Annotated in this window: 25 protein-coding genes; 12 read left to right on the top strand and 13 right to left on the bottom strand. The window is 35.0% G+C overall.

Annotation, left to right across the window (positions count from 1 at the left end; genetic code table 11):
* The first annotated feature begins 153 nt into the window (after positions 1-153).
* Complete coding sequence (locus tag AC1EU5_RS04845; protein WP_480191237.1) at positions 154-1,365, top strand: multidrug effflux MFS transporter; 1,212 nt, start codon at positions 154-156, stop codon at positions 1,363-1,365.
* On the top strand, positions 1,358-2,260 hold the full coding sequence (locus tag AC1EU5_RS04840) for a histone deacetylase family protein (RefSeq protein ID WP_480191236.1): 903 nt from the start codon (positions 1,358-1,360) through the stop codon (positions 2,258-2,260). The genes AC1EU5_RS04845 and AC1EU5_RS04840 overlap by 8 nt, the downstream gene beginning before the upstream one ends.
* Before the next feature lie 41 nt (positions 2,261-2,301).
* Here the strand turns inward: AC1EU5_RS04840 and AC1EU5_RS04835 are convergent, their stop codons facing one another.
* The 4 genes from AC1EU5_RS04835 to AC1EU5_RS04820 form a co-directional block, all read right to left on the bottom strand.
* Complete coding sequence (locus AC1EU5_RS04835; protein WP_480191235.1) at positions 2,302-2,583, bottom strand: hypothetical protein; 282 nt, start codon at positions 2,581-2,583, stop codon at positions 2,302-2,304.
* A 151-nt stretch (positions 2,584-2,734) separates the two neighbouring features.
* Positions 2,735-4,642 (bottom strand): acetate--CoA ligase, encoded by a 1,908-nt coding sequence (acs, locus tag AC1EU5_RS04830; protein WP_480191234.1) that lies wholly within the window; start codon positions 4,640-4,642, stop codon positions 2,735-2,737.
* A gap of 113 nt (positions 4,643-4,755) precedes the next feature.
* Positions 4,756-6,444: a sodium:solute symporter family protein gene (locus AC1EU5_RS04825; RefSeq protein WP_480191233.1), complete on the bottom strand. Its 1,689-nt coding sequence runs from the start codon at positions 6,442-6,444 to the stop codon at positions 4,756-4,758.
* A gap of 3 nt (positions 6,445-6,447) precedes the next feature.
* On the bottom strand, positions 6,448-6,702 hold the full coding sequence (locus AC1EU5_RS04820) for a DUF4212 domain-containing protein (RefSeq protein ID WP_480191232.1): 255 nt from the start codon (positions 6,700-6,702) through the stop codon (positions 6,448-6,450).
* Between the two features lie 62 nt (positions 6,703-6,764).
* On the opposite strand from AC1EU5_RS04820, the gene AC1EU5_RS04815 reads away from it, so the two are divergent.
* From AC1EU5_RS04815 to AC1EU5_RS04805, 3 genes are read left to right on the top strand one after another with little or no spacing between them, the layout of a single operon-like run.
* Positions 6,765-7,550 (top strand): sulfite exporter TauE/SafE family protein, encoded by a 786-nt coding sequence (locus AC1EU5_RS04815; RefSeq protein ID WP_480191231.1) that lies wholly within the window; start codon positions 6,765-6,767, stop codon positions 7,548-7,550.
* A 51-nt stretch (positions 7,551-7,601) separates the two neighbouring features.
* A complete protein-coding gene (locus tag AC1EU5_RS04810; protein WP_480191230.1) occupies positions 7,602-8,201 on the top strand; it encodes a TetR/AcrR family transcriptional regulator in 600 nt (199 codons plus the stop codon).
* Positions 8,202-8,246: 45 nt separating this feature from the next.
* A complete protein-coding gene (locus AC1EU5_RS04805; RefSeq protein WP_480191229.1) occupies positions 8,247-9,095 on the top strand; it encodes an alpha/beta hydrolase in 849 nt (282 codons plus the stop codon).
* An 83-nt stretch (positions 9,096-9,178) separates the two neighbouring features.
* Here the strand turns inward: AC1EU5_RS04805 and AC1EU5_RS04800 are convergent, their stop codons facing one another.
* From AC1EU5_RS04800 to AC1EU5_RS04785, 4 genes are read right to left on the bottom strand one after another with little or no spacing between them, the layout of a single operon-like run.
* Complete coding sequence (locus tag AC1EU5_RS04800) at positions 9,179-10,075, bottom strand: Ppx/GppA phosphatase family protein (protein WP_480191228.1); 897 nt, start codon at positions 10,073-10,075, stop codon at positions 9,179-9,181.
* 3 nt (positions 10,076-10,078) lie between these two features.
* Entirely contained in the window at positions 10,079-10,582 is a 504-nt protein-coding gene (locus tag AC1EU5_RS04795) for a SixA phosphatase family protein (protein WP_480191227.1), read from the bottom strand.
* 48 nt (positions 10,583-10,630) lie between these two features.
* A complete protein-coding gene (gene pdxH, locus AC1EU5_RS04790) occupies positions 10,631-11,278 on the bottom strand; it encodes a pyridoxamine 5'-phosphate oxidase (RefSeq protein WP_480191226.1) in 648 nt (215 codons plus the stop codon).
* The gene (locus AC1EU5_RS04785; RefSeq protein ID WP_480191225.1) at positions 11,278-12,753 is read right to left on the bottom strand and encodes a sodium:solute symporter; all 1,476 of its coding nucleotides are present in this window, start codon (positions 12,751-12,753) and stop codon (positions 11,278-11,280) included. The genes pdxH and AC1EU5_RS04785 overlap by 1 nt, the downstream gene beginning before the upstream one ends.
* A 117-nt stretch (positions 12,754-12,870) precedes the next feature.
* Here AC1EU5_RS04785 and recR point away from each other — a divergent pair, with 117 nt between their 5' ends.
* Both recR and AC1EU5_RS04775 read left to right on the top strand, forming a co-directional pair.
* The gene (recR, locus tag AC1EU5_RS04780; protein WP_480191224.1) at positions 12,871-13,488 is read left to right on the top strand and encodes a recombination mediator RecR; all 618 of its coding nucleotides are present in this window, start codon (positions 12,871-12,873) and stop codon (positions 13,486-13,488) included.
* A 134-nt stretch (positions 13,489-13,622) separates the two neighbouring features.
* Positions 13,623-13,790: a hypothetical protein gene (locus tag AC1EU5_RS04775; RefSeq protein WP_480191223.1), complete on the top strand. Its 168-nt coding sequence runs from the start codon at positions 13,623-13,625 to the stop codon at positions 13,788-13,790.
* 16 nt (positions 13,791-13,806) lie between these two features.
* On the opposite strand, the gene AC1EU5_RS04770 is transcribed toward AC1EU5_RS04775, so the two are convergent.
* The 5 genes from AC1EU5_RS04770 to AC1EU5_RS04750 form a co-directional block, all read right to left on the bottom strand.
* Positions 13,807-15,045, bottom strand: a complete 1,239-nt coding sequence (locus tag AC1EU5_RS04770) for a TCR/Tet family MFS transporter (protein WP_480191222.1) — start codon at positions 15,043-15,045, stop codon at positions 13,807-13,809.
* A gap of 48 nt (positions 15,046-15,093) precedes the next feature.
* Positions 15,094-15,648, bottom strand: a complete 555-nt coding sequence (locus tag AC1EU5_RS04765) for a CopD family protein (RefSeq protein ID WP_480191221.1) — start codon at positions 15,646-15,648, stop codon at positions 15,094-15,096.
* Entirely contained in the window at positions 15,649-16,680 is a 1,032-nt protein-coding gene (hemH, locus tag AC1EU5_RS04760; protein WP_480191220.1) for a ferrochelatase, read from the bottom strand. It abuts the gene before it with no gap.
* Positions 16,681-16,771: 91 nt separating this feature from the next.
* Positions 16,772-17,278: a TrmH family RNA methyltransferase gene (locus AC1EU5_RS04755; protein WP_480191219.1), complete on the bottom strand. Its 507-nt coding sequence runs from the start codon at positions 17,276-17,278 to the stop codon at positions 16,772-16,774.
* Positions 17,279-18,166, bottom strand: coding sequence for a helix-turn-helix transcriptional regulator (locus AC1EU5_RS04750; protein ID WP_480191218.1), 888 nt, complete (start codon positions 18,164-18,166; stop codon positions 17,279-17,281).
* 206 nt (positions 18,167-18,372) lie between these two features.
* Between AC1EU5_RS04750 and hemA the strand changes: the two genes are divergently transcribed.
* The 5 genes from hemA (at position 18,373) to hemE (ending at position 24,656) form a co-directional block, all read left to right on the top strand.
* Positions 18,373-19,626, top strand: coding sequence for a glutamyl-tRNA reductase (gene hemA, locus AC1EU5_RS04745; RefSeq protein WP_480191217.1), 1,254 nt, complete (start codon positions 18,373-18,375; stop codon positions 19,624-19,626).
* The gene (hemC, locus tag AC1EU5_RS04740) at positions 19,623-21,200 is read left to right on the top strand and encodes a hydroxymethylbilane synthase (protein WP_480191216.1); all 1,578 of its coding nucleotides are present in this window, start codon (positions 19,623-19,625) and stop codon (positions 21,198-21,200) included. Before hemA ends, hemC begins: the two co-directional genes overlap by 4 nt.
* Positions 21,193-22,155, top strand: coding sequence for a porphobilinogen synthase (gene hemB, locus AC1EU5_RS04735; RefSeq protein WP_480191215.1), 963 nt, complete (start codon positions 21,193-21,195; stop codon positions 22,153-22,155). The genes hemC and hemB overlap by 8 nt, the downstream gene beginning before the upstream one ends.
* 57 nt (positions 22,156-22,212) lie before the next feature.
* A complete protein-coding gene (gene hemL, locus AC1EU5_RS04730) occupies positions 22,213-23,502 on the top strand; it encodes a glutamate-1-semialdehyde 2,1-aminomutase (RefSeq protein WP_480191214.1) in 1,290 nt (429 codons plus the stop codon).
* Between the two features lie 128 nt (positions 23,503-23,630).
* Positions 23,631-24,656 carry a uroporphyrinogen decarboxylase gene (hemE, locus tag AC1EU5_RS04725; protein ID WP_480191213.1) on the top strand — a complete coding sequence of 342 codons (1,026 nt, stop codon included), beginning with the start codon at positions 23,631-23,633 and terminating at the stop codon, positions 24,654-24,656.
* Positions 24,657-24,673: the final 17 nt, after the last annotated feature.

Below are 24,673 nucleotides of genomic sequence, written 5' to 3'. Positions count from 1 at the left end.
GATTTTAATAAATGTTTAACAATGCAAAATCATCTTTATTTGTCATTCCGTCCGGATAATTATTCGGATTGATGCGGAATCCATTATAATTCAAAATTTGATAAAAAGATTACTGTCTACGCAGGAATGACACAATATACCTACATTTACGCAATGCAATCTAACCAACCAAAACTTGAACTGGAATTCGTTACACTAATGGCATCTCTTATGTCTATTGTTGCACTTTCAATAGATGCCTTGTTACCTGCTTTACCTGAAATAGGTTCTTCATTAGGAGTATTACAAACCAATGATAATCAATTGCTCATTACTATGATCTTTTTAGGTTTAGGTTTTGGGCAGCTCCTATTTGGTCCTCTATCTGATAGTTTTGGTAGAAAACCTATTGTATATGCTGGATTTGTACTTTTTATTATAGCAAGTATTATATGTGTAACTACCAAGAGTTTTGAAATGATGATTTTTGGCAGGGTATTACAAGGAGTAGGCTTGTCATCCCCACGCACCATGGCTATTACAATTATACGCGATAAATATAGCGGCGATTATATGGCGAAGATCGTTTCTGTTGTGGTGATGGTTTTTATTTTGATACCAGTCATTGCGCCTGCATTAGGCCAGTTTATTTTGAATTTTTACCACTGGAAATATATATTTTATATCAATATGCTTTTTGGGTTAATCATTGTTTTTTGGTTTTGGAAACGGCAACCAGAAACATTGAAACTACAAAACAAAATCCCTTTTACAGGAACTCTATTTATAGATGGTCTTAAAGAGTTTATGAAGTATAAGGAGGCGATTGCCTTTACCTTTGTTTCAGGATTCATCACAGGCTCATTTATGGTCTATTTGAGTACTTCGCAGCAGATCTTCGAGCAACAATATGATATGGCTGAATTGTTCCCCTATATTTTCGCGAGTTTGGCAATTTCAGTAGGTTTATCTACCTTTTTAAATAGTAGATTGGTAGTGCGATTTGGTATGTGGAAGATTGCCTATACTGCTTGTGTAGCTTATGTAATTATTTCTTTAGCATACATTGCTTTATTTTGGTCAGGAAAGAACCCGAGTATTGAAATATTATTAGTTTTTTTTGCACTTCAATTTTTTGCCATTGGGTTTTTATTTGGGAATCTTCGTGCTTTGGCAATGAATCCTTTGGGTCATATTGCAGGAATAGGAGCCGCTATTAATGGATTTGTTTCTACCGTCATGGCAGTGCCAATAGCTAATTATATAGGTAGTTTTGTAAAGGATTCTGTCTTACCATTATTTATAGGGTTTTCAGTTTTTGGGTTAGTGTCATTTTTTATTTTCTTGTATGTGCAACGTAGCAGAGCTAAATTAGGTTATGCTTAAAGTTGCCTTACATCCCATTTACCACCATCCGTTACCAGAGAATCATCGATTTCCAATGGAAAAGTATTCGTTATTACCGCAGCAATTGTTGTTGGAGGGTACATTAACTAACTATAACTTTTTTACCCCAGAAATGGTTTCAAAAGATACCGTTTTGTTGACACATACTGATGAATATTGGAAAAAGCTAATAGAATTGTCTTTATCAAAACAAGAGATACGAAGAATAGGCTTTCCGCAATCACAACAATTAATTGATAGAGAACGAACCTTAGTAGGAGGTAGCGTACAATGTGCAAACTATGCTATGCAATATGCATGCTCTATGAACATTGCTGGAGGTACGCATCATGCTTTTACCGATAGAGGTGAAGGCTTCTGTTTATTAAATGACAATGCGGTTGCCGCTAATTATTTATTAAGCCAAAAACTTGTGGAAAGAATATTAATTATTGATTTGGATGTACATCAGGGAAACGGTACTGCGGAGATTTTTAAAAACAACCCTAATGTATTTACCTTCTCTATGCATGGTAGAAACAATTATCCATTTTATAAAGAGCAATCTGATTTAGATGTACCTCTAGATAAAGGTATGCAAGACCAAGAATATCTCTATTTATTAAGGCAAAGTTTAGATACGATTCTAAATGATTTTATTCCTGATTTTATCTTTTTTCAAAGTGGTGTAGATGTTATTGCTAGTGACAAATTAGGTCAGTTAGCATTGACTTTAAATGGTTGCAAACAACGGGATGAGATCGTTCTTAAAATCGCTAAAAGACTCAACACGCCTATAGTAGCCTCTATGGGTGGTAGCTATTCACCTGACATCAAAGATATAATTGAAGCGCACGCAAACACCTACAGATTAGCACAAGAAATTTTCTTCTGATTGAAGCAAAAAATGCTAATAAACATGATTCATTATTATGTTTAGAAAGAAAACGTTTTTCTCAACGTATCAAAAAATGGTATGAACTGAAAATCGTTTTTATTTTCTCCTGAATGTTTTGAAAGTTTTGCATAATCTCTCTTGTTAATTATAGCAAAGTCATCCCAGCAATTTTGGTCTGCAACAAAAGAGTATACATCTGTATAAGCACCAGTAGTATATTTTACACCACCAGATTTGATCAGTAACTTAATAGAAATCTTATAGAGTGAAATAGCTTCTTTACCAAAAAGCACATACGTAGGTGTAGTTGTTTGTATCATTTAATCCTTTTATAATGAAACAACCATCTTCCTTAAATTCCTGTTAAATGCATACATATTTTAAATAATTAACATAGTCAAAGTATGGTTAAGCTTTGATAATAAATGAATTAGAATATTGATGGTGTTAATAATTTATAAAGGAAGATTGTTATAAAGCATTATCCATGATATTCTGAACTACTTCGGGATTTAAAAGTGTGGACGTGTCTCCTAAATTACTAGTGTCTTTATGGGCAATCCTTCTAAGAATTCTACGCATTATCTTACCGCTACGCGTTTTGGGTAAACCCTGTGTGAATTGAATCTTATCTAACTTGGCGATAGGCCCAATACGTTCTGTGATTAACTGATTGATCTCCTTACGCACGTTATTATGATCCCTACTTTCTCCAGTGTCTTTTAGGGTTACATAGCCATACAAGGCACTTCCTTTTACATCATGAGGAAAACCAACAATAGCAGATTCAGCAACCGCAGGATGTTCGTTAATAGCATCTTCAATGGGAGCTGTACCCAGATTATGCCCTGAAACAATAATTACATCATCTACACGTCCGGTAATTCTATAGTAGCCTACATCATCTCGCAAAGCACCGTCACCAGTAAAATAGTTGTTTTCAAAAGCTGAGAAATAGGTATCTTTATAACGTTGGTGATTTCCCCAAATGGTTCTCGCCATACTGGGCCATGGAAACTTTATACATAATCGGCCATCCACCTGATTTCCTTTCACTTCATTTCCATTTTCATCCATTAACGCAGGTTGAATTCCTGGCATGGGTAGCGTGGCATAGGTAGGCTTCGTGGGTGTTGAAAATGGAATAGGGGAAATCATAATACCTCCAGTTTCAGTTTGCCACCATGTATCTACTATAGGGCTCTTCTTTTTACCAATATTATCATTGTACCAATGCCAAGCTTCCTCATTAATAGGCTCACCCACGGTTCCTAAGACTTTTATTGAAGAGAGGTCATATGATTCTACATGCTCTAATCCTTGCTTGGCAAGTGCACGAATAGCCGTTGGTGCCGTATAAAATTGATTGATCTTATGTTTCTCAACTAATTGCCAGAAGCGTCCAAAGTCAGGATAGCTTGGTACGCCTTCAAACATAACAGTAGTAGCACCATTAGCTAGTGGTCCATATACTATATAACTATGACCGGTAATCCACCCAATATCAGCGGTACACCAATACACGTCTTCTTCATTATATTGAAATACATTTTTAAATGTATAAGCAGTATAGACCATATAGCCGGCAGTAGAATGTACCATGCCTTTTGGTTTTCCGGTTGAACCAGATGTGTATAAAATGAATAAAGGATCTTCTGCATCCATAATCTCAGGAGCACATTTTGAGGAGGCTTCATCTAGTAAAGGCTGTAACCATTCATCACGACCTTCTTGCATAGTAATATCACTATGAATTCGTTTGGCTACCAAGACGGATTCTACACAATCACATCTCTGTAAAGCTTCATTTACAATACCCTTAAGGTCAATGGTTTTAGCACCTCTATAAGATCCATCACTTGTAATGACCATTTTACAAGAGCTATCATTAATACGTGTTGCTAACGCGGTAGATGAAAATCCGGCAAAAACAACGGAATGAATGGCGCCAATTCTCGCACAAGCCAAAACTGAGATAGCCAATTCAGGAATCATTGGTAAGTAAATACATACTCGGTCACCTTTTTTAATACCCTTTAATTTTAAAACATTGGCAAACTTATTCACGCGCTCATGTAATTCTTTATATGAAATATGCTGAGCATCTTCATTAGGATCATTTGACTCAAATAGAATAGCCGTTTTATTTGCTCTAGTTGTCAAGTGCCTATCAATGCAATTTTCGGTAATATTTAATTGAGCTCCTTCAAACCATTTAACTTCAGGTTTTGTGAAATCCCAACTCAAAACATTTTTCCATTTTTTTCGCCATAAAAAATGCTCTTCAGCAATTTCGGCCCAAAAGGTCTCAGGATCACGAACAGACTTTCTATATACTTGAAAATATTCTTCTAATTGTTTAATATGGTAGTTGCTCATTGTTTTACAAATTGATTGCTTAAAAATATAACATCTGATTTCATTGCACAAAAAATGAAGCTAAAAGAAGCTTGAGCTTCTCTGAACAACATAAGTCATTCGTTAAAAGTTATCTAGTGGTCAATAGCATTTCCTGCGCCTGAAGGTATTCTAATGGTGTCTACAATTTCTTGTACTTCTTTTGGTGGAGCTGGCGTAAATGAGGATATAACAATTGATACGATAAAATTAACGACCATAGCAACTGTACCAAAACCTTCGGGTGAAACGCCTAACCACCAATCATCTTTCGCACCACCGCCAAACCAATCAAATTTGAATCGAAGCATGTAGTATAACATTAAAAGAATACCTACTACCATACCGGCAATAGCTCCCTCTTTATTCATGCGCTTATAGAAGATTCCCAATACAATGGCAGGAAAAAAGGAAGCTGCGGCCAGCCCAAAAGCTAGGGCTACTGTTGCAGCAACAAAATCAGGAGGATTGATGCCAAAGTAACCTGCAATGACTACAGCTACCACTGCTGAAAAACGGGCAGCAATCAATTCGCCTTTTTCAGAAATCTTGGGATTGATTATTTTTTTGATAATGTCATGAGAAATGGAAGAAGAAATTACCAATAATAAACCTGCTGCAGTTGATAAAGCTGCAGCTAAACCACCTGCGGCTACCAAAGCAATTACCCAATTCGGTAATTTAGCAATCTCTGGGTTGGCCAGCACCATAATATCTCTATCTACTGTTAACTCGTTTTTAGAAGCGTCAGCTACATATTGCACTTTACCATCACTGTTTTTATCGTTAAATTGAATTAAACCAGTGGTTTCCCAATTGTTAAACCACTCAGGTAATTCTTCTCTTGTTTTATTATTTACAGTCTCAATCATATTTGTTCTGGCAAAAACAGCAACTGCAGGAGCAGTGGTATATAAGATAGCTATAAACAATAATGCCCATCCCGCCGATTTGCGAGCATCACTAACTTTTTTAACAGTAAAAAATCGAACAATTACATGTGGTAGTCCAGCAGTACCGACCATTAAAGCGGCAGTAATAAAAAAGACATCAATTTTTGATTTACTACCATTGGTATATTCGTGAAAACCCAATTCCCGATGAAGTCCATCGAGTTTATCTAGCAGGTAAACTCCATTAGCGTCTGTACCTCCAAATCCTAATTGAGGAATAGGGTTTCCTGTCATTTGAATAGAAATAAATATAGCAGGTACCATAAAAGCAAAGATCAATACACAGTATTGAGCTACCTGCGTGTAGGTAATACCTTTCATTCCACCCAGAACAGCATAAAACAATACAATAAACATCCCGATGATAACTCCGGTATTAATATTTACTTCTAAAAACCGTGAAAATACTAAGCCAACACCTCGCATTTGCCCCGCTACATAGGTGAAAGAAACCAATAATGCACAGAGTACAGCTACTACGCGGGCAATATCAGAATAGTAGCGATCTCCAATAAAATCGGGTACAGTAAACTTTCCAAATTTTCTCAGATAGGGAGCCAATAGAAGTGCTAACAATACATAACCACCTGTCCACCCCATTAAATATACAGAGCCATCATAGCCGCTAAAAGAAATGATTCCTGCCATAGAAATGAACGATGCGGCAGACATCCAATCGGCGGCCGTGGCCAGTCCATTTGCAATAGGGTGTACGCCTTTTCCAGCCACATAAAATTCACCTGTGGAACTTGCACGAGACCAAATGGCGATTCCAATATATAATGTAAAAGTAATACCTACTAAGACCCACGTCCAGGTTTGAATATCCATAGTCTATTTATCTAGTTGGTACTTCTTATCAAGTTTGTTCATAAGATGGATATACACAAAGATGAGTATCACAAAAACGTAAATTGAACCTTGCTGGGCAAACCAAAATCCGAGTTTAAAGCCACCTAATCGGATAGTATTTAATTGTTCAACTAGCAAAATTCCAAATACATAGGAAACTAAAAACCAAATTGAAAGCAGCAAGGCGAGATATTTCAAGTTTTGTTTCCAGTATTTTTTTTGCAGTTCTTTGTCCATCAGAATTGATATTTGAAGCAAGATAAAATTTATTTTCTATTTTAGTACGCCTTACATTTTCTATGATAGAATTTTCTAGTCTTTTACAAGTACTTATTGATAATTGGGAAGTCGTAAGCCTCTTTTTTGTAGTGGCTATCTTATATTCTGCAGTGGGTTTTGGAGGAGGTTCAAGTTACCTTGCTATTTTGGCTTTTACAGGTATGACCTATGTAGAACTGAGAGCTATTGCATTGTTATGCAACATCGTAGTAGTCTCAGGTGGTACTTATATTTTTGCTAAAAAAGGACATTATAATTGGAAGAAGGTTGTGCCTTTGGTAATATTAAGCGTACCAATGGCATTTTTAGGAGGTTACCTTAAAATTAGCGAGACTTTCTTTTTTATTCTTTTGGGTATGACTTTGATTGTAGCAGCAGTGCTGATGTGGTTGTCGAGATATTTTGTGAGTGATGCCAAAGAAAGTAGAGGCGCAAAGCCTAAAATCTTTGATGGATTCATTGGCGCTGGTATTGGTTTTTTATCTGGAATGGTTGGAATAGGGGGAGGGATTTTTTTAGCACCTGTATTGCACTTGATGAATTGGGATACTCCCAAACGAATTGCGGCTACTGCTAGCTTTTTTATATTGATGAATTCTGTGGCCGGACTAATTGGACAAATGCAAAACCCTGAATTTTATTTTGAACCCAATATTGCATTTCTCTTATTAATTACCGTGTTCTTTGGAGGTCAAATTGGCTCTAGGCTCAGTGCAACTAAAATTTCACCATTTATTATTAAAAGAATGACAGCTTTATTAATTGCTTTTGTTGGAGTTAGAATTTTATTGAAATATATAAGTTAATTTTTTTAATCTAAAATATACTACTTGGTATATTTTTTATATATTTGGTATATGATTATCACGAAAGCCGAGAAAACCACTCAATTTATTATAGAAAAAACAGCTCCTATTTTTAATAGAAATGGGTATACAGGTACAAGCCTTTCAGATATTACTGAAGCTACAGGATTAACAAAAGGGGCGATCTATGGAAATTTTAAGAATAAGGAGGAATTAGCTGTAGCTGCCTTTAACTATACGGTGCAATATCAGTTAGATGAGATCAGGGAAATTATACATACTATAGAGTCGCCATTAGCTAAGCTTTTTGCTATTACAAATTTTCACAGAAATTATTATCATAAACTCGTTGAGTATGGAGGTTGTCCTATTGTAAATGTTGGTGTTGACGCTAATCATACCAATCCGGCTTTATTTGTAAGAGTAAAACATGTAATTGATAAAATGCAAGGTAGTCTTACTTCCATCATTGAGGATGGTATTTTTAAAGGTGAGATCAAAGATGACATTAACGCTATGAAGTATGGAGTGCGAATTTATTCATTGATTCAAGGCGCGGTATTCACATCAATGATGTCAAAAGATGAACAGTCTTTGAAGGATATGATGAATCATGTAGATCATATGATTCAAACGGAATTAAAGAAGTAAATTTTTTTATTACAAAATATACCAATTGGTATAAAATATATAAATATGAATTTTCAATTACAAATATTGCGTGTTTATTTTAAGATAGCTTCACTTTTTTCTCCTAGGTTAAGCGGATTTCAGGCGTTTAAATTATTTCAAAAAGTACGAAAGAAAAGTGTTAGAAAAAGGGAAGAAGAATTTTATAATAAAGCGAAACATTTCAAGATTCCGTCATTGAAAGAAGATATACACTGTTATCAATTTGGTGATGTAAAAGGAAGTTTAGTGTTTTTGGTTCATGGTTGGGAGTCGAATGCCGGTAGTATGTCACGTTTTGCATTTGACCTTGCAGAAAAAGGCTATAGGATTATTAGTTTTGATTTACCCGCGCATGCTAAAACAAAATCAAATTATACCAACTTATTTGAATGTAAAGAAGCTTTTAAAGATGTACTAAAATTTGTTGATCCTAAGGAACCTTTTACTGTGGTTTCACATTCATTTGGCTCAGCAGTTTCTACGTATACATTGTCTCAACTAGATTATGAAGTTGATAAGTTCATTTTTCTAACATCCCCTAATTCTTTATTTGAAGTGTTTCACAATTTTAAGAAGTTTATAGGTCTTTCTGATAAATCGTTTACCTATGTTCTTGGTAAAGCAACCACCTTATTAAGTGAGGATGTAAAAAATGTAAATGTTGATGAGAAGTTAAAGAAAATATCGTACTCAAAACTACTTTTAGTACATGACAGGTTTGACAAGATCATACCCATTAAGAATTCTGAAAAAATAAAACAAAGCAATACAGAAAAAGCTGAGTTAAAAGTATATAATAAGATTGGCCATTATCGTATGCTATGGAATGATAGTGTTGTAGAAGATGCCTTATCTTTTATAGGAACAAAATAATTTGGGGAAGCCATTGTAAGATAAGAGTAACAGATTCATAATGTTGTGGTTAACTATTTTTGCTACTCACTTTTGCAATGGCTTCATTTTAATATACCTAAATACAAGCTTTTAATAATACCATCAGAAAGTCCAATTTTTGGTACGTATATTTTCTTGGCACCACTCCATTTCATGGCAGACAAGTAAATTTTTGTGGCAGGTATTATTACATCAGCACGGTCAGGGTTTAAACTTAACTCACTTATACGCTCTTCATAACTCATATTTTTCAAAAACTTATAGTGCGCTTTCAAATAAATAAATGATAAAGGTTTATCGGGCATTCTGCCTGACATTTTAAAAAGTTTATTGATATTTCCACCAGAACCAATTAATGAGATTCCTTTTAGCCCTTTGGTATTTTTTTTGATCCAGATTTCAGCCTGCTCAAATACGGTTTTATTCTGTTCTTTAGTATTATTCATCAATCTCACAGTACCCATTTTAAATGACTTTGAAGCTGTAATATTTCCTTTAGAAAAAATGGTAAATTCAGTACTACCACCACCAACATCTACATATAAATAGGAATTCTTACTATCAATTAATTCATTAAGATCAGTTGAAGAAATAATGGCTGCCTCTTTTTTTCCATCAATAATTTCAATGGCAATACCAGTTTTTTTGTTGATTTTTTCAGCTACATCTTTTCCATTTTCTGCTTCGCGCATAGCTGAGGTAGCACAAGCCTTGTATTTTTCAACACCATGAACATCCATTAGCAGTTTGAATGCAGCCATAGCATTAATCATTCGTTCTGTATTCTCCTTACTAATAATTCCACTTACAAAAGCATCTGCACCTAGGCGTATTGGCACCCTTATAAGTGAGGATTTTTTAAATTGAGGCTCTCTGTTTTTTGCTGTAATAATATTTGCAATTAATAATCGAATGGCATTGGAGCCGATATCAATTGCAGCATATTTTTGTATATTCAAAACCTATTTATTTTTAGGTGGTTTATGATGTTTAGGGAACTCGACAATAAAGGTTTCACCTTTTTTCAGATTTTTCCAATGTTTAATATCTAATTTTATTCCAACTACACCACAAGTTGGGACATGACCAATAAACTTATTGCCAAATTTGTTAACAAAGGTACTAATGCCATGATCATGACTAAAAATAATTGCAGAATCAAATCCGTCATCTAAGGCTTTTACAGATTTAATAAGATATCCGTCACTAAAGCTGTAAAGGGCTTTACTTATCTTTAAATTTGCTAGCGGATAATTAAACGTATAACTAAAGATCATACCAGTATGCAATGCTCTATTGGCACAGCTAGACATAAACACATCAGGTGTTTCTATCTTTTTCTGTAATATACCCGATATTAAGTAGGCATCATTAATTCCTCGTTTTTTTAGTGGTCTATCAATGTCTTTTACGCCTTGGTATTCCCATGAAGATTTTGCGTGGCGAACAATGTAAAGTGTTTTCATTATTTAGCGAAGCAAGATTAACTTTTTATGCAATCAAATATACATTATTTAAGGAGCTAATCGTTCTTTTTTCCAGTCAAAATTTGCTAACAGCGTATATCGAATTCTGTCATGCATTCTATTAGGCCTACCTTGCCAGAATTCTATAGAAACAGGTTTCACCAAATAGCCACCCCAATGCTTTGGTCTAGGAATTTCGCTTTCATGGAATTTATCTTCGTAAGCTTTTAACGTATTGTCCAGCTCTTCTCTAGAAGATACTATCTCACTTTGATTAGACGCCCAAGCACCCAACTTACTACCGTCAGGTCGCGATTCAAAATAACCATCAGATAAATTTTCGGCTAGTTTTTCTACTTTTCCTTTAATAATGATCTGACGTTCTAAAGCCTGCCAAAAAAAGGATAAACAGACATTTTCATTTTTGCTGATAGCCTTTCCTTTTTCTGAATTATAATTGGTATAAAAAATAAAACCTTCATAAGTGAATCTTTTGAGCAAAACCATGCGGTTTTTAGGATAGCCATCCAAGCCAATAGTAGCAATATTCATGGCATTAGCTTCACTCACGTTTTCTGCTTTATCGGCTAATAAAAACCAATCTCTGAATAACTCAATTGGGTTTTCAGGCGTGTTTTGCTCAAGCAAAGCATCCTTTTCATAGGACTGACGGTAATTACTAAGATCCTTTTCCATTAAACAGTCACTTCTAACCTTCCTTTACGTACTAATAATAATCCTATAAAAGTAATCAATCCATTCACAGCCAGCAATTCGAATCCGAAAATATAACCGCCAAACCATTGCTGTGAATACTTGTTTAAAATATAACTTAGAATTACCGAAAGTATAGCAATAAGCCATACATATTGATCTTTTATTTGGTGTTTTGTAAAAATACCAAAAGCAAATAAACCTAAAAGAGGTCCATATGTATATGATGCAACTTGCAACAAGCTACTAATCACATTGTCTTCTAATACATATTTGAATATGATAATAACAACAACAAGTAAAACACTCATCCAGATATGCACTCGTTTTCTGATGCCTTTTTGTAGTTCTTTAGGCTTCTTTTCAATATTTAAAAAATCAATACAATAAGATGTGGTTAAAGAAGTCAAAGCGCTATCTGCACTACTATAGGCAGCGGCTATTAATCCTAAAATAAACACAATGCCTATTCCTAAACCTAATCCACTATTTAAAGCCACTTCCGGAAATAGTAAGTCGGTCTTTACTTGTCCATCAACTATTGGTGTTAAAATTCCAAATTTATTAGAATAAATAAAAAGCAAGGCGCCTAGTAACATGAACACAAAAGTTACTAAACCTAAAACCAAACTAAATGAAACCATGTTTTTCTGTGCATCTTTTAGGTTTTTACAGGTTAGATTTTTCTGCATCATATCCTGATCTAACCCCGTCATACAAATAGTAACAAACATGCCACCAATAAATGATTTAATAAAGTGATTCTTCGCCAAAATATCATCAAAAAAGAAAGTTTTACTATATCCTTTCAGTTCTTCTGAGGCTAAAAATTCTCCAAAAGACCACTCCAATTTTTGATTGATAAAATAAATAGCTGCTACACAGGCCAAGATCATAAATAAGGTCTGTAGCGTATCTGTCCATACAATGGTTTTGATACCGCCTCGGTAGGTGTAAATCCAGATTAGAAGAATTGAGAGCACAACCGTGATTTCAAATGGAACCCCCCAACTATCAAAAATCAAATATTGTAATACTGAAGCTACTAGAAACAATCTAAACGAGGCCCCCAATACTCTGGAAATAAAGAAAAAAGCTGCCCCCGTTTTATAGCTAACAATGCCGAAACGTTGTTCTAAATACTGGTAGATAGAAGTAACATTCAATCTGTAATATACAGGCATTAAAACATAGGCCACTATAAAGTAACCAACTACATAGCCCATAACAATCTGCATGTAGTTAAATTGGGTATCACCTACCCATCCGGGGACGGAAATAAAGGTAACACCTGACAACGAAGCACCCACCATGCCAAAAGCTACTATGTGCCAAGGTGACTTACGTTCGGCCTTAAAAAATACTTCATTACTATCGTCTTTACCAGTAAAGTAGGAGATAAGAATCAGTAAGCCAAAGTAGGCAGCTATGAGCAGTAAAATATGAATGGGTTGCATTGTCTTTTTTGATGTTAGTTGTGCTAATATAGTTTATTTAGTAACTAGACAAAAGAACCAAGAGAAAAGACTTTGAACAGGTTTTCTTTTCGCCTTCAAAGTTGTAAATTCGCAGCTATGGATTTTTCTTCAAAATTGCTCGAAAATGCTGTGAATGAGGTGTCACAATTACCTGGAATTGGTAAGCGTACGGCATTACGCTTGGTACTGCATTTACTCAAACAACCTAAAGAGCAAACTAGTTATTTGACGCAAGCCCTAGAGCAATTTAGAAATGAGATCAAGCTTTGTAAGAATTGCCATAATATCTCTGATGTTGATATCTGTGAGATTTGTTCAAATAAGAATAGAAATGAAGAAATTATCTGCGTTGTTGAGGATATTCGCGATGTAATGGCTATTGAGAGTACTGCGCAGTTTAGAGGTATGTATCATGTGCTTGGAGGTAAAATATCACCTATTGAAGGTATCGGCCCTCAAAATTTAAGTATAGAATCGTTAGTTGATAAAGTTGCCAATGGTTTGATTAAAGAAATCATCTTTGCATTAAGTTCTACTATGGAAGGTGATACGACCAATTTCTATATCTATCGCCAAATAGAGAAGTACGATATAAAAGTATCTACGATTGCCCGTGGTATTGCTGTGGGTGATGAGTTAGAATATGCCGATGAAGTCACTCTTGGCCGTAGTATATTAAATAGAATACCTTTTGAGAATAGTATGAAAGCTTAAAACTATTTAAATCTCTCATTTTCAGTCACTTTTAATCGTTGGGTTAAAATAGCATAAAAACTCGCTAATTTTGTTGTTTTTAGCACTCTTATCTAGTCTTAAGTTTGCAGTGGATAATTTAAAACTATATAATCATGGAAAGTGTTATGAACAGAAAAGATTCATTTCAAGATTTTTTGGTTGGTAAAAAAAGGGAAGCTAGAAAAAAAGAAAACCTGGAAGTAATTTTATACTTTTCAGCATTGCTACTTTCATTACCAACTATTACAGCCTTTTTGCTGTTATTCCTTGAAATGAAATAAAGCTTTAAAAACAAGATTAGTTATTAGAAGAATGAGGTTTGGCCTTCACTCTTAGAGAATTGTAGGCCAATATGGTACTTATGATCATGAGTATACCTCCTAATACAAACGGTGCGCCCCCAAAAATAAAGGGCGCATCTTTGTTTGTAAAATAATAGAAAATACCAGTCATGAGTGGTGGCCCTACAATAGCAGATGCACTCATAAGACTGGTTAGAGTACCTTGTATTTCCCCTTGCTCCGTTGAAGGAACTTGCAGTGATATAATGGCTTGTAATGCAGGGCCAGCTATTCCCCCCAAGCAGTATGGAATTAGAAATAAGAACATCATCCAGCTTTGGGTAGCGAAGGCAAATAAGAACATGCCAATAGCATATAGAGCCATGCCTATATAAATACTCTTTTCGTTACCTAATTTTGGGTTTACCCATCGTATTAAAACACCTTGTACCAAAGCTACCAGTACACCAATAACGCCCAATGAAATACCTACCATTTTTTCATCCCAATCAAATTGATACATGGTAAAGTATGCCCAGTTGCTTTGTATGGCATGGGAGCCCGTGTAGAGTATAAAAATGGCCAATACTAAACCAATAAGAGTAGGATACTTCTTTAAGTTTAAAAGACTGCCAAGGGGATTTGCCCTTTTGATATCAAAACCTCTTCTATTTTCTTTAGTAAGAGATTCTGGTAACACAAAGTACCCATATAAGAAATTAAGCAGGCACAAAATAGCAGTGGCATAAAACGGTACACGTGGCCCGTACTGTCCTAGAAGCCCTCCGATTACTGGACCTATAATAAAGCCCAATCCAAAAGCAGCACCAATCAAGCCGAAATTTTTAGCTCTGTTTTCTGGCGTGCTGATATCAGCAATATAGGCAGATGCAGTGGTGATACTAGCTCCTGTAATACCTGCAATAATTCTACCAATAAATAACCAAGTGATATTGGGTGCAAACGCTAGTAATAGATAATCTAAAAAGAAACCAAAAAGTGAAATAAGAATGATAGGTCTTCGGCCAAACTTATCACTTAAATTACCTACTACAGGAGCAAATACAAACTGTGTTATAGCATAAGCAAAAGTCAACCAACCTCCAATTTTTGCAGCGTCACTAATAGTACCTCCTGTAAGTTCTTCAATAAATTTTGGAATGACCGGAATGATAATACCCCAACCTATGACATCAAGCAACATGGTAATAAAAATAAAGCCTAATGCAGCTGATTTCTTTTTAGGTTGTTTCATTGGTCAATTGTAAGCTGCAAAGAAAAGGAAAAGATTAATTAGATATTTTTATTTCTCGTTTTCCAAAACTTTCTTGACACGAAGTCTTTTGTATAATTTGATTCCTAGCATTAAAATCACGGAGAACAATATAAGTCCCACAACTCCGTAAATCCAATTCACAGCATTTTTTAAGGTCACTAAAAAGACTACAGCAAAGAGAATAATGGTAGCAACTTCATTCCAAATGCGGAGTTTATTGGAAGAATACTTTACAATATCCTGTTGTAGTTCACCATAGATTTTGTGGCAAAGTAGATGATAGATATAAAGCAACCCCACAAACCCTAACTTGACATGCATCCATGGCATTTCAAGATAGATTGGATTTTGATATAACATCCAAAAAGCAAAAATGCTAGTGAGTATGGCTGAAGGCCAGGTGATAATAAACCATAAGCGTTTACTCATTAATTTATATTGTGTTTGTAAAATACCTTTATATGGTTCTGGTTTTTCTTCAGCTTCGGCATGATAAATAAACAACCTAACAATATAAAATAAGCCTGCAAACCAAGTAATCACAAAAATAATATGTAGTGCTTTTAGGTTTAAAAAATCCATTTAAATCAGAATAGTTTTTTCATGCCATTGCTCAATCCAACCCACCATGACGGCTACCCAATCATCATTATCGTTTAAACAAGGTATATGTTTATAAGTTTGACCACCAGCTTCTAAAAATTCTTCTTTTCCTTCCATGGCGATTTCTTCAAGCGTTTCTAGACAATCTGCTACAAACGCTGGCGTGATCACCGCTAATTTTTTCTTTCCTTCTTTAGGGAATTTTTCCAATTCAAAATCTGTATAAGGTTTTAGCCAAGGATCTTTTAATAATCGTGATTGAAATGAGTCACTATAGGTACCTTTTTTTAGTTCTAACTCTTGCGCTATAGCTTTAGTTGTTTCAAAACATTGATGTCTATAACAAGTTCTATGTGCTTTTGAAGCAGTCTCGCAGCAACTTCCATCTATTTTACAATGTGATTGTGTAGTGTCTGACTTATAAATATGCCGTTCAGGAATACCGTGATATGAAAAAAGTATATGGTCGTACTCAAATCCGTTAAGATGATTCTTAAGATTATCGGCCATCACTCTAATGTATTCTTTATTATTATAGAATACGGGTAGTGTTACCATTTTTATATTTGGAAAATCATCTTTGTTGACCTGTTTCGCTTTTTCAACGACCGTCTCATAGGAGCTCATTGCATAATGAGGATATAGAGGCACTAACAATATCTCTTCAACACCTTGATCAACTAGTTCTTGAATTCCTTTTTTAATACTCATTGACCCATATCGCATTCCTAGTGCTACAGGAATATGCAATTTCTCAGTCACTTTCTCCTTAAATCGTTCTGAAATAACAATCAATGGTGAACCTTCATCCCACCAAATTTTTTTATAGGCGGCGGCAGATTTTTTTGGACGGGTATTTAAAATGATACCTTTAATAAGTAAATACCGTTTCCAGTAGGGGATATCAATGACGCGTTCATCCATCAAAAATTCATCCAAATACTTACGCACATCTTTTACCTTGGTACTGTCTGGTGATCCTAAATTAACAAGTAATACTCCTTTTTTCATAAAAAATAATTCAGCTGCAAAAATACGATTCTTGAATAGAAATTAAGCAATGGCTTTAACTACAAAATCACAAAAATTTTTACATCCAGTTTTATCTAGTAATAAATTGATTTGTTATTTCATAAAGTGTTATTGATAGGCTATGGATGACATTCATGGATGAATTATTACCATACATAGGTACCATAATACTTGTATCGGCCAAACTAGTATTTTGAATTCCTCTGCGCTCACTACCCAACAAGAGAACAACTTTTTTGTATGGGGTAAAGTCAAAATTTTGAAGTTTTATGCTCTGGTCAGTTATTTCAATGCCAATTACGGTATTCCCTTCTTTTTTTAGTTGATCAATTAATTCCTCAAAATCTGAATAGGTTTCATGAAGAATTTTATTTAAAGTACTTCTAGCGGTTCTTTTTACAATCCTATTTTCTATTGAGGGTGAGTTTTCATGAAGAAATATTTTCTGAATACCAAAACTTTCAGCAACACGAAAACACATACCTATATTTTCGGGTGTTCTTAGTTCATCGCATACTATAGTAATAGGAAAGTCTCGCTGCATGTTTTGTATTTCATTATGATGCAACTGTTTCATTTAACTATTTTGCAATGAGCTTACATAGCGTTTAGGAGTAGTGCCAAATTTCTTTTTGAAAGCGGCTATAAAATGACTGGCAGTGCTATACCCAACTTTATGCCCTACTTCATTTACATTGTACTGATTACTCTCTAATAATTGCCGGGCATGCTCCATTTTATAGTCAAACAGAAAACTATATACAGTATCTCCATAAATTTGTTTGAAGCCTTCTTTTAGTTTTTTTAGTGTTAAACCAACTTCATTTGCTAACTCTTGTAAACTAGGTGGTTCTGTCATTCTAGTTATTATGATGTCTTTTGCACTTCTGATTTTTAACACATTCTGTTCATCCACTAAAAAAGGGCAATATTCACCAACAGAAGCTTCATCTTTTTGGAAATGAAGACTTAAAAGCTCATAAATTTTGCCTTTGATGTATAAATCCCTGATAGAACTATTTATATTAGAATTGATGATCTGCTGTAATACCACTAAAACTGTTGGTTTGATTATGCTGTCATCATAATATTTTTTATCAGCATTTTCTTCTCGTAAAAAATGGATGAACCCTGCTTCTTTAGAAAATAAAGAATGAAACTTTTTTATAGAAACCAGTAAAGATACCAGTGACGTATTGGGTTGAATTTCTAAGTTTATAGGCAGTCTTTGCTGTGGATTATACAACAAAATAGAATGCTTATCAGCAACGTCAAATACATAACTGCCATTATTGAATAAAAACTTAGTGTGACCTTTTACACAAAAATGTAATTGAATGAACGTGCTATCTATATCTTTTTCAAAACGTTGTACTTTATTCGATACATTTTGAAACAGTAATAGGTGAAATCCGTTTTCTAGATTTATTTCTTCAAAAGTACTTACGGCGACATTTTTTGTCATTGTAATATTCACTTTTTAAAGGGTTCTTATTTAGAATCATTCTATATAGATATACTCTAAAGCCCTTATTTAACTGTAAAATTACGGCTTTTTATGATATTTGTCATTGTTTAGTGGTCAAAACACCTAAAGCGACATTTATAGTTCTTCTAGCGTTATTTTTTTTTCATTGCTAATGATATTTTTGTTCGCGAATCTAGAAGTACATGAAGCGTTATAACATTTCAAAACATAACTCATTTTACTGTGTTGGTTTAAGTTATATTAAAGCGAATGCTGAGATACGAGGTAAGTTTTCAGTAAATCTCCAGACCAAAAAAGATATCCTTCAACAGGCGTCCAGTGCTGGTTTAGAGGAAGTTGTTATAATTTCTACATGTAATAGAACAGAGATTTATGGTTTTGCCGAGCATCCTTTTCAATTGATTCAATTATTATGTGGTAATACTGTTGGAACCGTTGAAGAATTCCAACAGGTAGCTTATGTACACAAAAATAAAGATGCTATTAGTCACCTTTTTTATGTCGGTACAGGATTAGATAGTCAAATCCTTGGAGATTTTGAAATCATTAGTCAGCTAAAAAAGAGCTTTAAGTTATCGCAAAAGTACAATCTCATCAATGCGTTTTTGGAGCGTTTAATCAATGCTGTAATTCAAGCAAGCAAACGCATTAAAAATGAAACCGGAATTTCTTCAGGAGCCACCTCAGTTTCTTTTGCTTCGGTACAATATATTTTGAATACTGTTCAAGATATTTCTACTAGAAATATTCTCCTTTTTGGAACAGGAAAGATTGGTAGGAATACCTGTGAGAATCTTATAAAGCACACGGATAATAAACATATTACACTTATCAATCGTACTAAAGATAAGGCTGAGCAAATTGCAGGTAAATTTGATTTGACCGTAAAGGATTACAAAGAGTTATCACATGAAATTAGTGTTGCTGATATTTTAATAGTAGCTACTGGTGCTCAAAAGCCTACCATTACTAAGAATCATCTGACTCAAAACAAAGAGTTGCTCATCTTAGACCTTTCTATTCCTAAGAATGTATCAAGTGAGGTGGGTGATTTAGAGAATATTCGCTTAGTTCACTTAGATCAGTTATCACAAATTACAGATCAAACCTTAGAGAAAAGAAAACTTGAATTGCCAAAAGCACAAGTGATTATTGAGGAGGTTCAACAGGAATTCAGTTCTTGGTTAGAAACAAGAAAATTTGCACCAACCATTAAAGCTTTAAAATCAAAACTGAAGGAAATTCAATTACAGGAATTGGATTATCAGCGCAAAAAGCAAAATGATTTTGACGAAGAACAGGCTAAAATAGTTTCAGACAGAATCATTCAAAAAATAACCAAACACTTCGCCAATCATCTTAAAGAAGATAATGCTTCAACTGAAAGCATCGATCTGATTTCTAAGGTGTTTCAATTAGAGGAAGCAAACTCATGAGTAAAACCATTCGTATAGGCACTCGTGACAGTGAGTTGGCTTTATGGCAGGCAAAAACTGTTCAGCACCAACTAGAATATTTAGGTTATACTACAGAGATTGTCCCAATAAAATCTACAGGTGATTTAGTTTTAGATAAACCACTTTATGAATTAGGCATTACTGGAATTTTCACAAAGAATCTAGATATTGCCTTACTAAATGAAGATATTGATATTGCGGTTCACTCGTTGAAAGATGTGCCTACTGCTTTACCCAAGGGCATTATACAAACAGCGGTTTTAAAACGTGGTAATACTACTGATCTACTGGTTTATAATAATAATGAAGAATTTTTAGCACAAGAAGAAGCGGTGGTCGCTACCGGTAGTCTTCGTCGTAGAGCACAATGGTTGAATAGATATCCTACACATTCCGTTATAGATCTAAGAGGGAATGTAAATACGCGGCTTGAAAAATTAGCCAACAATGATTGGAATGGAGCTATTTTCGCCTCCGCGGGGTTAGAACGTATCAAGAAGAAACCCAAAGACGCTGTTCAATTGGATTGGATGATTCCAGCCCCGGCCCAAGGGGCAATTATGATAGCAGCCTTAGAAGAAAATGTATTTGCGGTTGAAGCTTCTCAGAAATTGAATGACATTGAAAGTGAAATTACCACAAGAATAGAACGTGATTTTTTAAGAACTCTTGAAGGAGGATGTACCGCACCCATTGGAGCGTTAGCATATATTAATGGAAGTAAAGTCCATTTTAAAGGCATTCTATTAAGTAAAGATGGAACTAAAAAGATTGAATGCACCAATACTTTTAATTTAAAAAGCTGGAGAAGTATTGGGAAACAATGTGCAGAAGATTTAATTACAAGAGGAGGTAAGCGTTTAATGCTTGAGGATGATAATGTATTGCCTAAAAAGGTATCTGTATTTTCTACCAAAAAACTCTCAGAAGCACAGGAGAAACTATTTCATAATGATATAGCCATTGAAAGCAGTGACTTTATAAAGATTCGGTATAACAGGATTGCACCCAAAGCAATAAAACAATCTTTAGAAAATGTCATTATCACCAGTAAAAATGGTGTTGAATCATTATTGAATAATTTTTCTTCTGATGAATTACAGTTCAAGAATATATATTGTGTGGGCAGACGTACCAAGAAACTAATTGAGCAACGAATAGGTAAGGTTGAATATGCTGCAAAGAATGCGCAGCTATTGGCAGAATTTTTAATAGAAGAAATCAAAGGCAAAGAAGTTACTTATTTTTGTAGTGATTTGCGCTTAGATACCTTACCAAAAATATTGGCTGAAAATGGAATTTTGGTTAACGAAATAGAAGCATATAAAACAATGTATAGCCCGTCAGATATAAAAGATCATATCAAGGGAGTATTGTTTTATAGTCCATCAACTGTTGAGAGTTATATTAAAAAGAATACGACAGATAACATAGCTTTTTGCATTGGTGAAAGCACGGCAAAAGAAGCTAGGAAGCATTTTAAAAGTGTGGAAGTTGCTAAAGTACCTACAGTAGAAAGTGTAATAGAGTTGGTAAACTTATATTATGTATAGAACCCGTAGACTTCGAAAAACAGAAAGCATTCGTAGACTCACACGAGAAACAAAATTGTCGGTTGATGATTTTATCTATCCTTTGTTTATAGAGGAAGGCGAGAATATTGAAACAGAAATAGAATCTATGCCTGGTATCAAGCGCTATTCATTAGATAAGATATCGAGTGAACTAGATGAAGTTGTTGAATTGAACATTCCTGCTGTTTTGTTGTTTGGCATTCCTACAAAAAAAGATGAGGAAGGATCAGAAACATGGAATGATAATGGTGTCATTCAACAGGCAATACGTTTTATAAAGAAGAATTACCCCAATTTATACGTAATAACCGATGTTTGCTTTTGCGAATATACCTCTCATGGTCATTGTGGAATCATTCATGAGAATGATGTAGATAATGATGCTACTTTAGTTAACATTGCAAAGCAGGTAATTTCGCATGCAAAAGCAGGTGTAGATATGGTGGCACCTTCTGGTATGATGGATGGTACTATAGCTATGATCCGAGAGAGTTTAGATACTACCGGATATCCTAATTTACCTATAATGGGGTATTCAGTTAAATATGCCTCTGCCTTTTATGGCCCTTTTAGGGATGCTGCAGATTCTGCCCCAAGCTTTGGAGATAGGAGAACCTATCAAATGGATCCGTCGAATAGAGATGAAGCTTTGCGAGAGGCTACATTTGATGACGATGAAGGTGCTGATATTTTAATGGTAAAACCGGCGTTATCCTACTTAGATATTATAAGGGATTTAAAAAATAATTTTGATAGACCAATAGCTTGTTATAATGTAAGTGGTGAATATGCAATGGTAAAAGCAGCTGCGGAAAATGGTTGGATAGATGGTGAAAAAGTAATGTTAGAAAGTTTGTTGTCTATGAAACGGGCAGGTGCCGATATTGTCATTACCTATTTTGCGAAGGAAGCAGCAAAGTTGTTAAATAAGTAAGTGTTAGCTTTTAGAGATTAGCCAATTGCTAAAAGCCAAGAGCCTAAAGCTAAAAAAATGAATTTCAAAAACTCACAAAAACTTTATAAAAAAGGACTTGAAAACCTTGTTGGTGCAGTGAACTCACCAGTACGTGCTTTTGCCTCAGTAGGAGGGAATCCTTTATTTATAAAAAAAGCAAAAGGGAGTAAAATTATTGATGTAGACGGTAATAAATATGTGGACTATGTGCTGTCATATGGCCCTATGATTTTAGGACATCGTCATAAGAAAGTACAAAAGGCAGTTACCAAAGCATTGAAAAACGGTTATTCTTTTGGCGCATCAACTGAAAATGAAATAAAGCTTGCAAAAATTATTTGCGATGCCTTTCCTGGAATGGATAAGGTGCGTTTTGTTAATTCAGGAACAGAAGCTGTATTGAGTGCTATTCGTTTGGCACGTGCTTTTACAGGAAAGGATAAGATCATAAAGTTTTCAGGATGCTATCATGGCCATCAAGATGCTTTGCTAGTGGCAGCCGGTTCAGGGCTGGCAACATTGAGTTTGCCAGGAAGTAAAGGAGTGCCAGAAGGAGCTGTTGAGAATACATTGATTGCCAATTATAATGATATTGAAAGTGTAAAGTCACACTTCAAAAAACACAATGACATAGCAGGAGTTATTATAGAACCTGTTGGTGGAAATATGGGGGTTGTAATTCCTAAAGATGGATTCTTGCAAGAACTCAAAGCGTTGGCAAATGAAAATGGTGCCGTATTGATTGCTGATGAAGTCATGACAGGCTTTAGGTCAAAATTTGGTGGTGCTCAAGAGTTGTTAGGTGTAGAAGCTGATATTACCTGTTTGGGTAAAGTGATTGGCGGTGGATTCCCTGTAGGCGCGTACGGAGCAAGAAACGAGATTATGGAAAATGTAGCACCGCTTGGGGGCATGTATCAGGCGGGAACACTTAGTGGTAATCCAATAGCCATGGCTTCGGGTATCGCTACATTAAAAGAGTTAAAGAAACAAGATCCCTATAGCCAATTTGAGGAATATGGTTCTATACTGCAGGTGATCTTAGAAGAGAAAGCAAAACAGTATAATGTTGATGTAATCATAAATCGATTTGGCTCCATGCTAAATCCGTTTTTTAAAGGCGGCCAGGTAACCAATTTTGAAGAGGCACAGCAATCAGACACCAAGAAGTTTGCTACATTCTTTTGGAAAATGATCAGAAATGGAATGTTTTTACCACCATCACAATTTGAAGCATGGTTCTTGTCATCCGCATTAAGCGAAAAGGATATTCAAAAAACCACGCATGCTATTGATAAAGGAATGGAAGCAGTATCAAAAATGTGATGTCATTACGAGGAGTGAAGCGACGTGGTAATCTCACTCTTTTAAACAGATTGCTTCTCCGCCTTTGGTGGATCGCAATGACAGATAAAATATGAACTAAATGATTCCCGCTTTCTAGGGAAATGAATATGATAAAAAACGATTTATTCTTAAGAGCCTTAAAAGGCGAAACGGTAGACCGGCCACCTGTATGGATGATGCGTCAAGCAGGACGTTACTTACCAGAGTTCATGGAGATACGTAAAAAGTATGATTTCTTTACACGGTGTAGAACCCCTGAGTTAGCCTCGGAGATTACAGTTCAGCCTATACGAAGATATGGTATGGATGCTGCTATTCTTTTTTCAGATATTTTGGTGATTCCACAGGCTATGAATATAGAGGTCGAGATGAAACCAAATTTTGGACCTTATTTACCAAATCCAGTGCGTGATCAAAAAGGAGTTGATAAGGTCATCATTCCTGATGTGCATGAAGAATTAGGTTATGTAATGGAAGCCATAAAGGCTACAAAAGAAAAACTGAATAATGAAATTCCATTAATAGGTTTCGCAGGTTCACCATGGACTATTTTATGTTATGTGGTACAAGGACAAGGGTCTAAAAATTTTGATAAAGCCAAAGCTTTTTGTTTTACAAATCCTATTGCTGCACATCAATTACTGCAGAAAATTACGGATACAACAATTGCCTATTTAAAAGCCAAAGTAAAAGCTGGTGTAAATGCTGTTCAAATTTTTGACTCATGGGGTGGTATGTTGTCACCGACCGATTATCAGGAGTTTTCATGGCAATATATTAACCAGATCATTGAGGCACTAAAAGATGATGCTCCTGTCATTGCTTTTGGAAAAGGGTGTTGGTTTGCACTAAATGAAATGTCAAAATCTAATGCCTCAGCTTTGGGAATAGATTGGACATGCTCTGCAAGAAATGCACGATATTTAACAGGCCATAATAAGACGTTGCAAGGTAATTTTGACCCTTCGCGATTATTATCCCCACCTTCCGTTATTAAGAAAATGGTGCATCAAATGATTGACGAATTTGGTAAGGACAAGTACATTGTAAACCTGGGACATGGTATTTTACCTAACATTCCCGTTGAAAATGCAAAAGCATTTATAGATGCTGTAAAAGAATACAAGGCGTAACATTTTTAGAGTTTTTA

The organism is Maritimimonas sp. 2405UD52-3, assembly GCF_056591715.1.
The sequence above is the reverse complement of the archived record's forward strand: the minus strand, read 5'-3'. Positions and strand labels throughout refer to the sequence as shown.

Coding starts and splice junctions, on each gene's coding strand:
- AC1EU5_RS04845 (WP_480191237.1), top strand. CDS start 154: ATGCAATCTAACCAACCAAAACTTGAACTGGAATTCGTTACACTAATG.
- AC1EU5_RS04840 (WP_480191236.1), top strand. CDS start 1,358: ATGCTTAAAGTTGCCTTACATCCCATTTACCACCATCCGTTACCAGAG.
- AC1EU5_RS04835 (WP_480191235.1), bottom strand. CDS start 2,583: ATGATACAAACAACTACACCTACGTATGTGCTTTTTGGTAAAGAAGCT.
- acs (WP_480191234.1), bottom strand. CDS start 4,642: ATGAGCAACTACCATATTAAACAATTAGAAGAATATTTTCAAGTATAT.
- AC1EU5_RS04825 (WP_480191233.1), bottom strand. CDS start 6,444: ATGGATATTCAAACCTGGACGTGGGTCTTAGTAGGTATTACTTTTACA.
- AC1EU5_RS04820 (WP_480191232.1), bottom strand. CDS start 6,702: ATGGACAAAGAACTGCAAAAAAAATACTGGAAACAAAACTTGAAATAT.
- AC1EU5_RS04815 (WP_480191231.1), top strand. CDS start 6,765: ATGATAGAATTTTCTAGTCTTTTACAAGTACTTATTGATAATTGGGAA.
- AC1EU5_RS04810 (WP_480191230.1), top strand. CDS start 7,602: ATGATTATCACGAAAGCCGAGAAAACCACTCAATTTATTATAGAAAAA.
- AC1EU5_RS04805 (WP_480191229.1), top strand. CDS start 8,247: ATGAATTTTCAATTACAAATATTGCGTGTTTATTTTAAGATAGCTTCA.
- AC1EU5_RS04795 (WP_480191227.1), bottom strand. CDS start 10,582: ATGAAAACACTTTACATTGTTCGCCACGCAAAATCTTCATGGGAATAC.
- pdxH (WP_480191226.1), bottom strand. CDS start 11,278: ATGGAAAAGGATCTTAGTAATTACCGTCAGTCCTATGAAAAGGATGCT.
- AC1EU5_RS04785 (WP_480191225.1), bottom strand. CDS start 12,753: ATGCAACCCATTCATATTTTACTGCTCATAGCTGCCTACTTTGGCTTA.
- recR (WP_480191224.1), top strand. CDS start 12,871: ATGGATTTTTCTTCAAAATTGCTCGAAAATGCTGTGAATGAGGTGTCA.
- AC1EU5_RS04775 (WP_480191223.1), top strand. CDS start 13,623: ATGGAAAGTGTTATGAACAGAAAAGATTCATTTCAAGATTTTTTGGTT.
- AC1EU5_RS04770 (WP_480191222.1), bottom strand. CDS start 15,045: ATGAAACAACCTAAAAAGAAATCAGCTGCATTAGGCTTTATTTTTATT.
- AC1EU5_RS04765 (WP_480191221.1), bottom strand. CDS start 15,648: ATGGATTTTTTAAACCTAAAAGCACTACATATTATTTTTGTGATTACT.
- hemH (WP_480191220.1), bottom strand. CDS start 16,680: ATGAAAAAAGGAGTATTACTTGTTAATTTAGGATCACCAGACAGTACC.
- AC1EU5_RS04755 (WP_480191219.1), bottom strand. CDS start 17,278: ATGAAACAGTTGCATCATAATGAAATACAAAACATGCAGCGAGACTTT.
- AC1EU5_RS04750 (WP_480191218.1), bottom strand. CDS start 18,166: ATGACAAAAAATGTCGCCGTAAGTACTTTTGAAGAAATAAATCTAGAA.
- hemA (WP_480191217.1), top strand. CDS start 18,373: ATGAAGCGTTATAACATTTCAAAACATAACTCATTTTACTGTGTTGGT.
- hemC (WP_480191216.1), top strand. CDS start 19,623: ATGAGTAAAACCATTCGTATAGGCACTCGTGACAGTGAGTTGGCTTTA.
- hemB (WP_480191215.1), top strand. CDS start 21,193: ATGTATAGAACCCGTAGACTTCGAAAAACAGAAAGCATTCGTAGACTC.
- hemL (WP_480191214.1), top strand. CDS start 22,213: ATGAATTTCAAAAACTCACAAAAACTTTATAAAAAAGGACTTGAAAAC.
- hemE (WP_480191213.1), top strand. CDS start 23,631: ATGATAAAAAACGATTTATTCTTAAGAGCCTTAAAAGGCGAAACGGTA.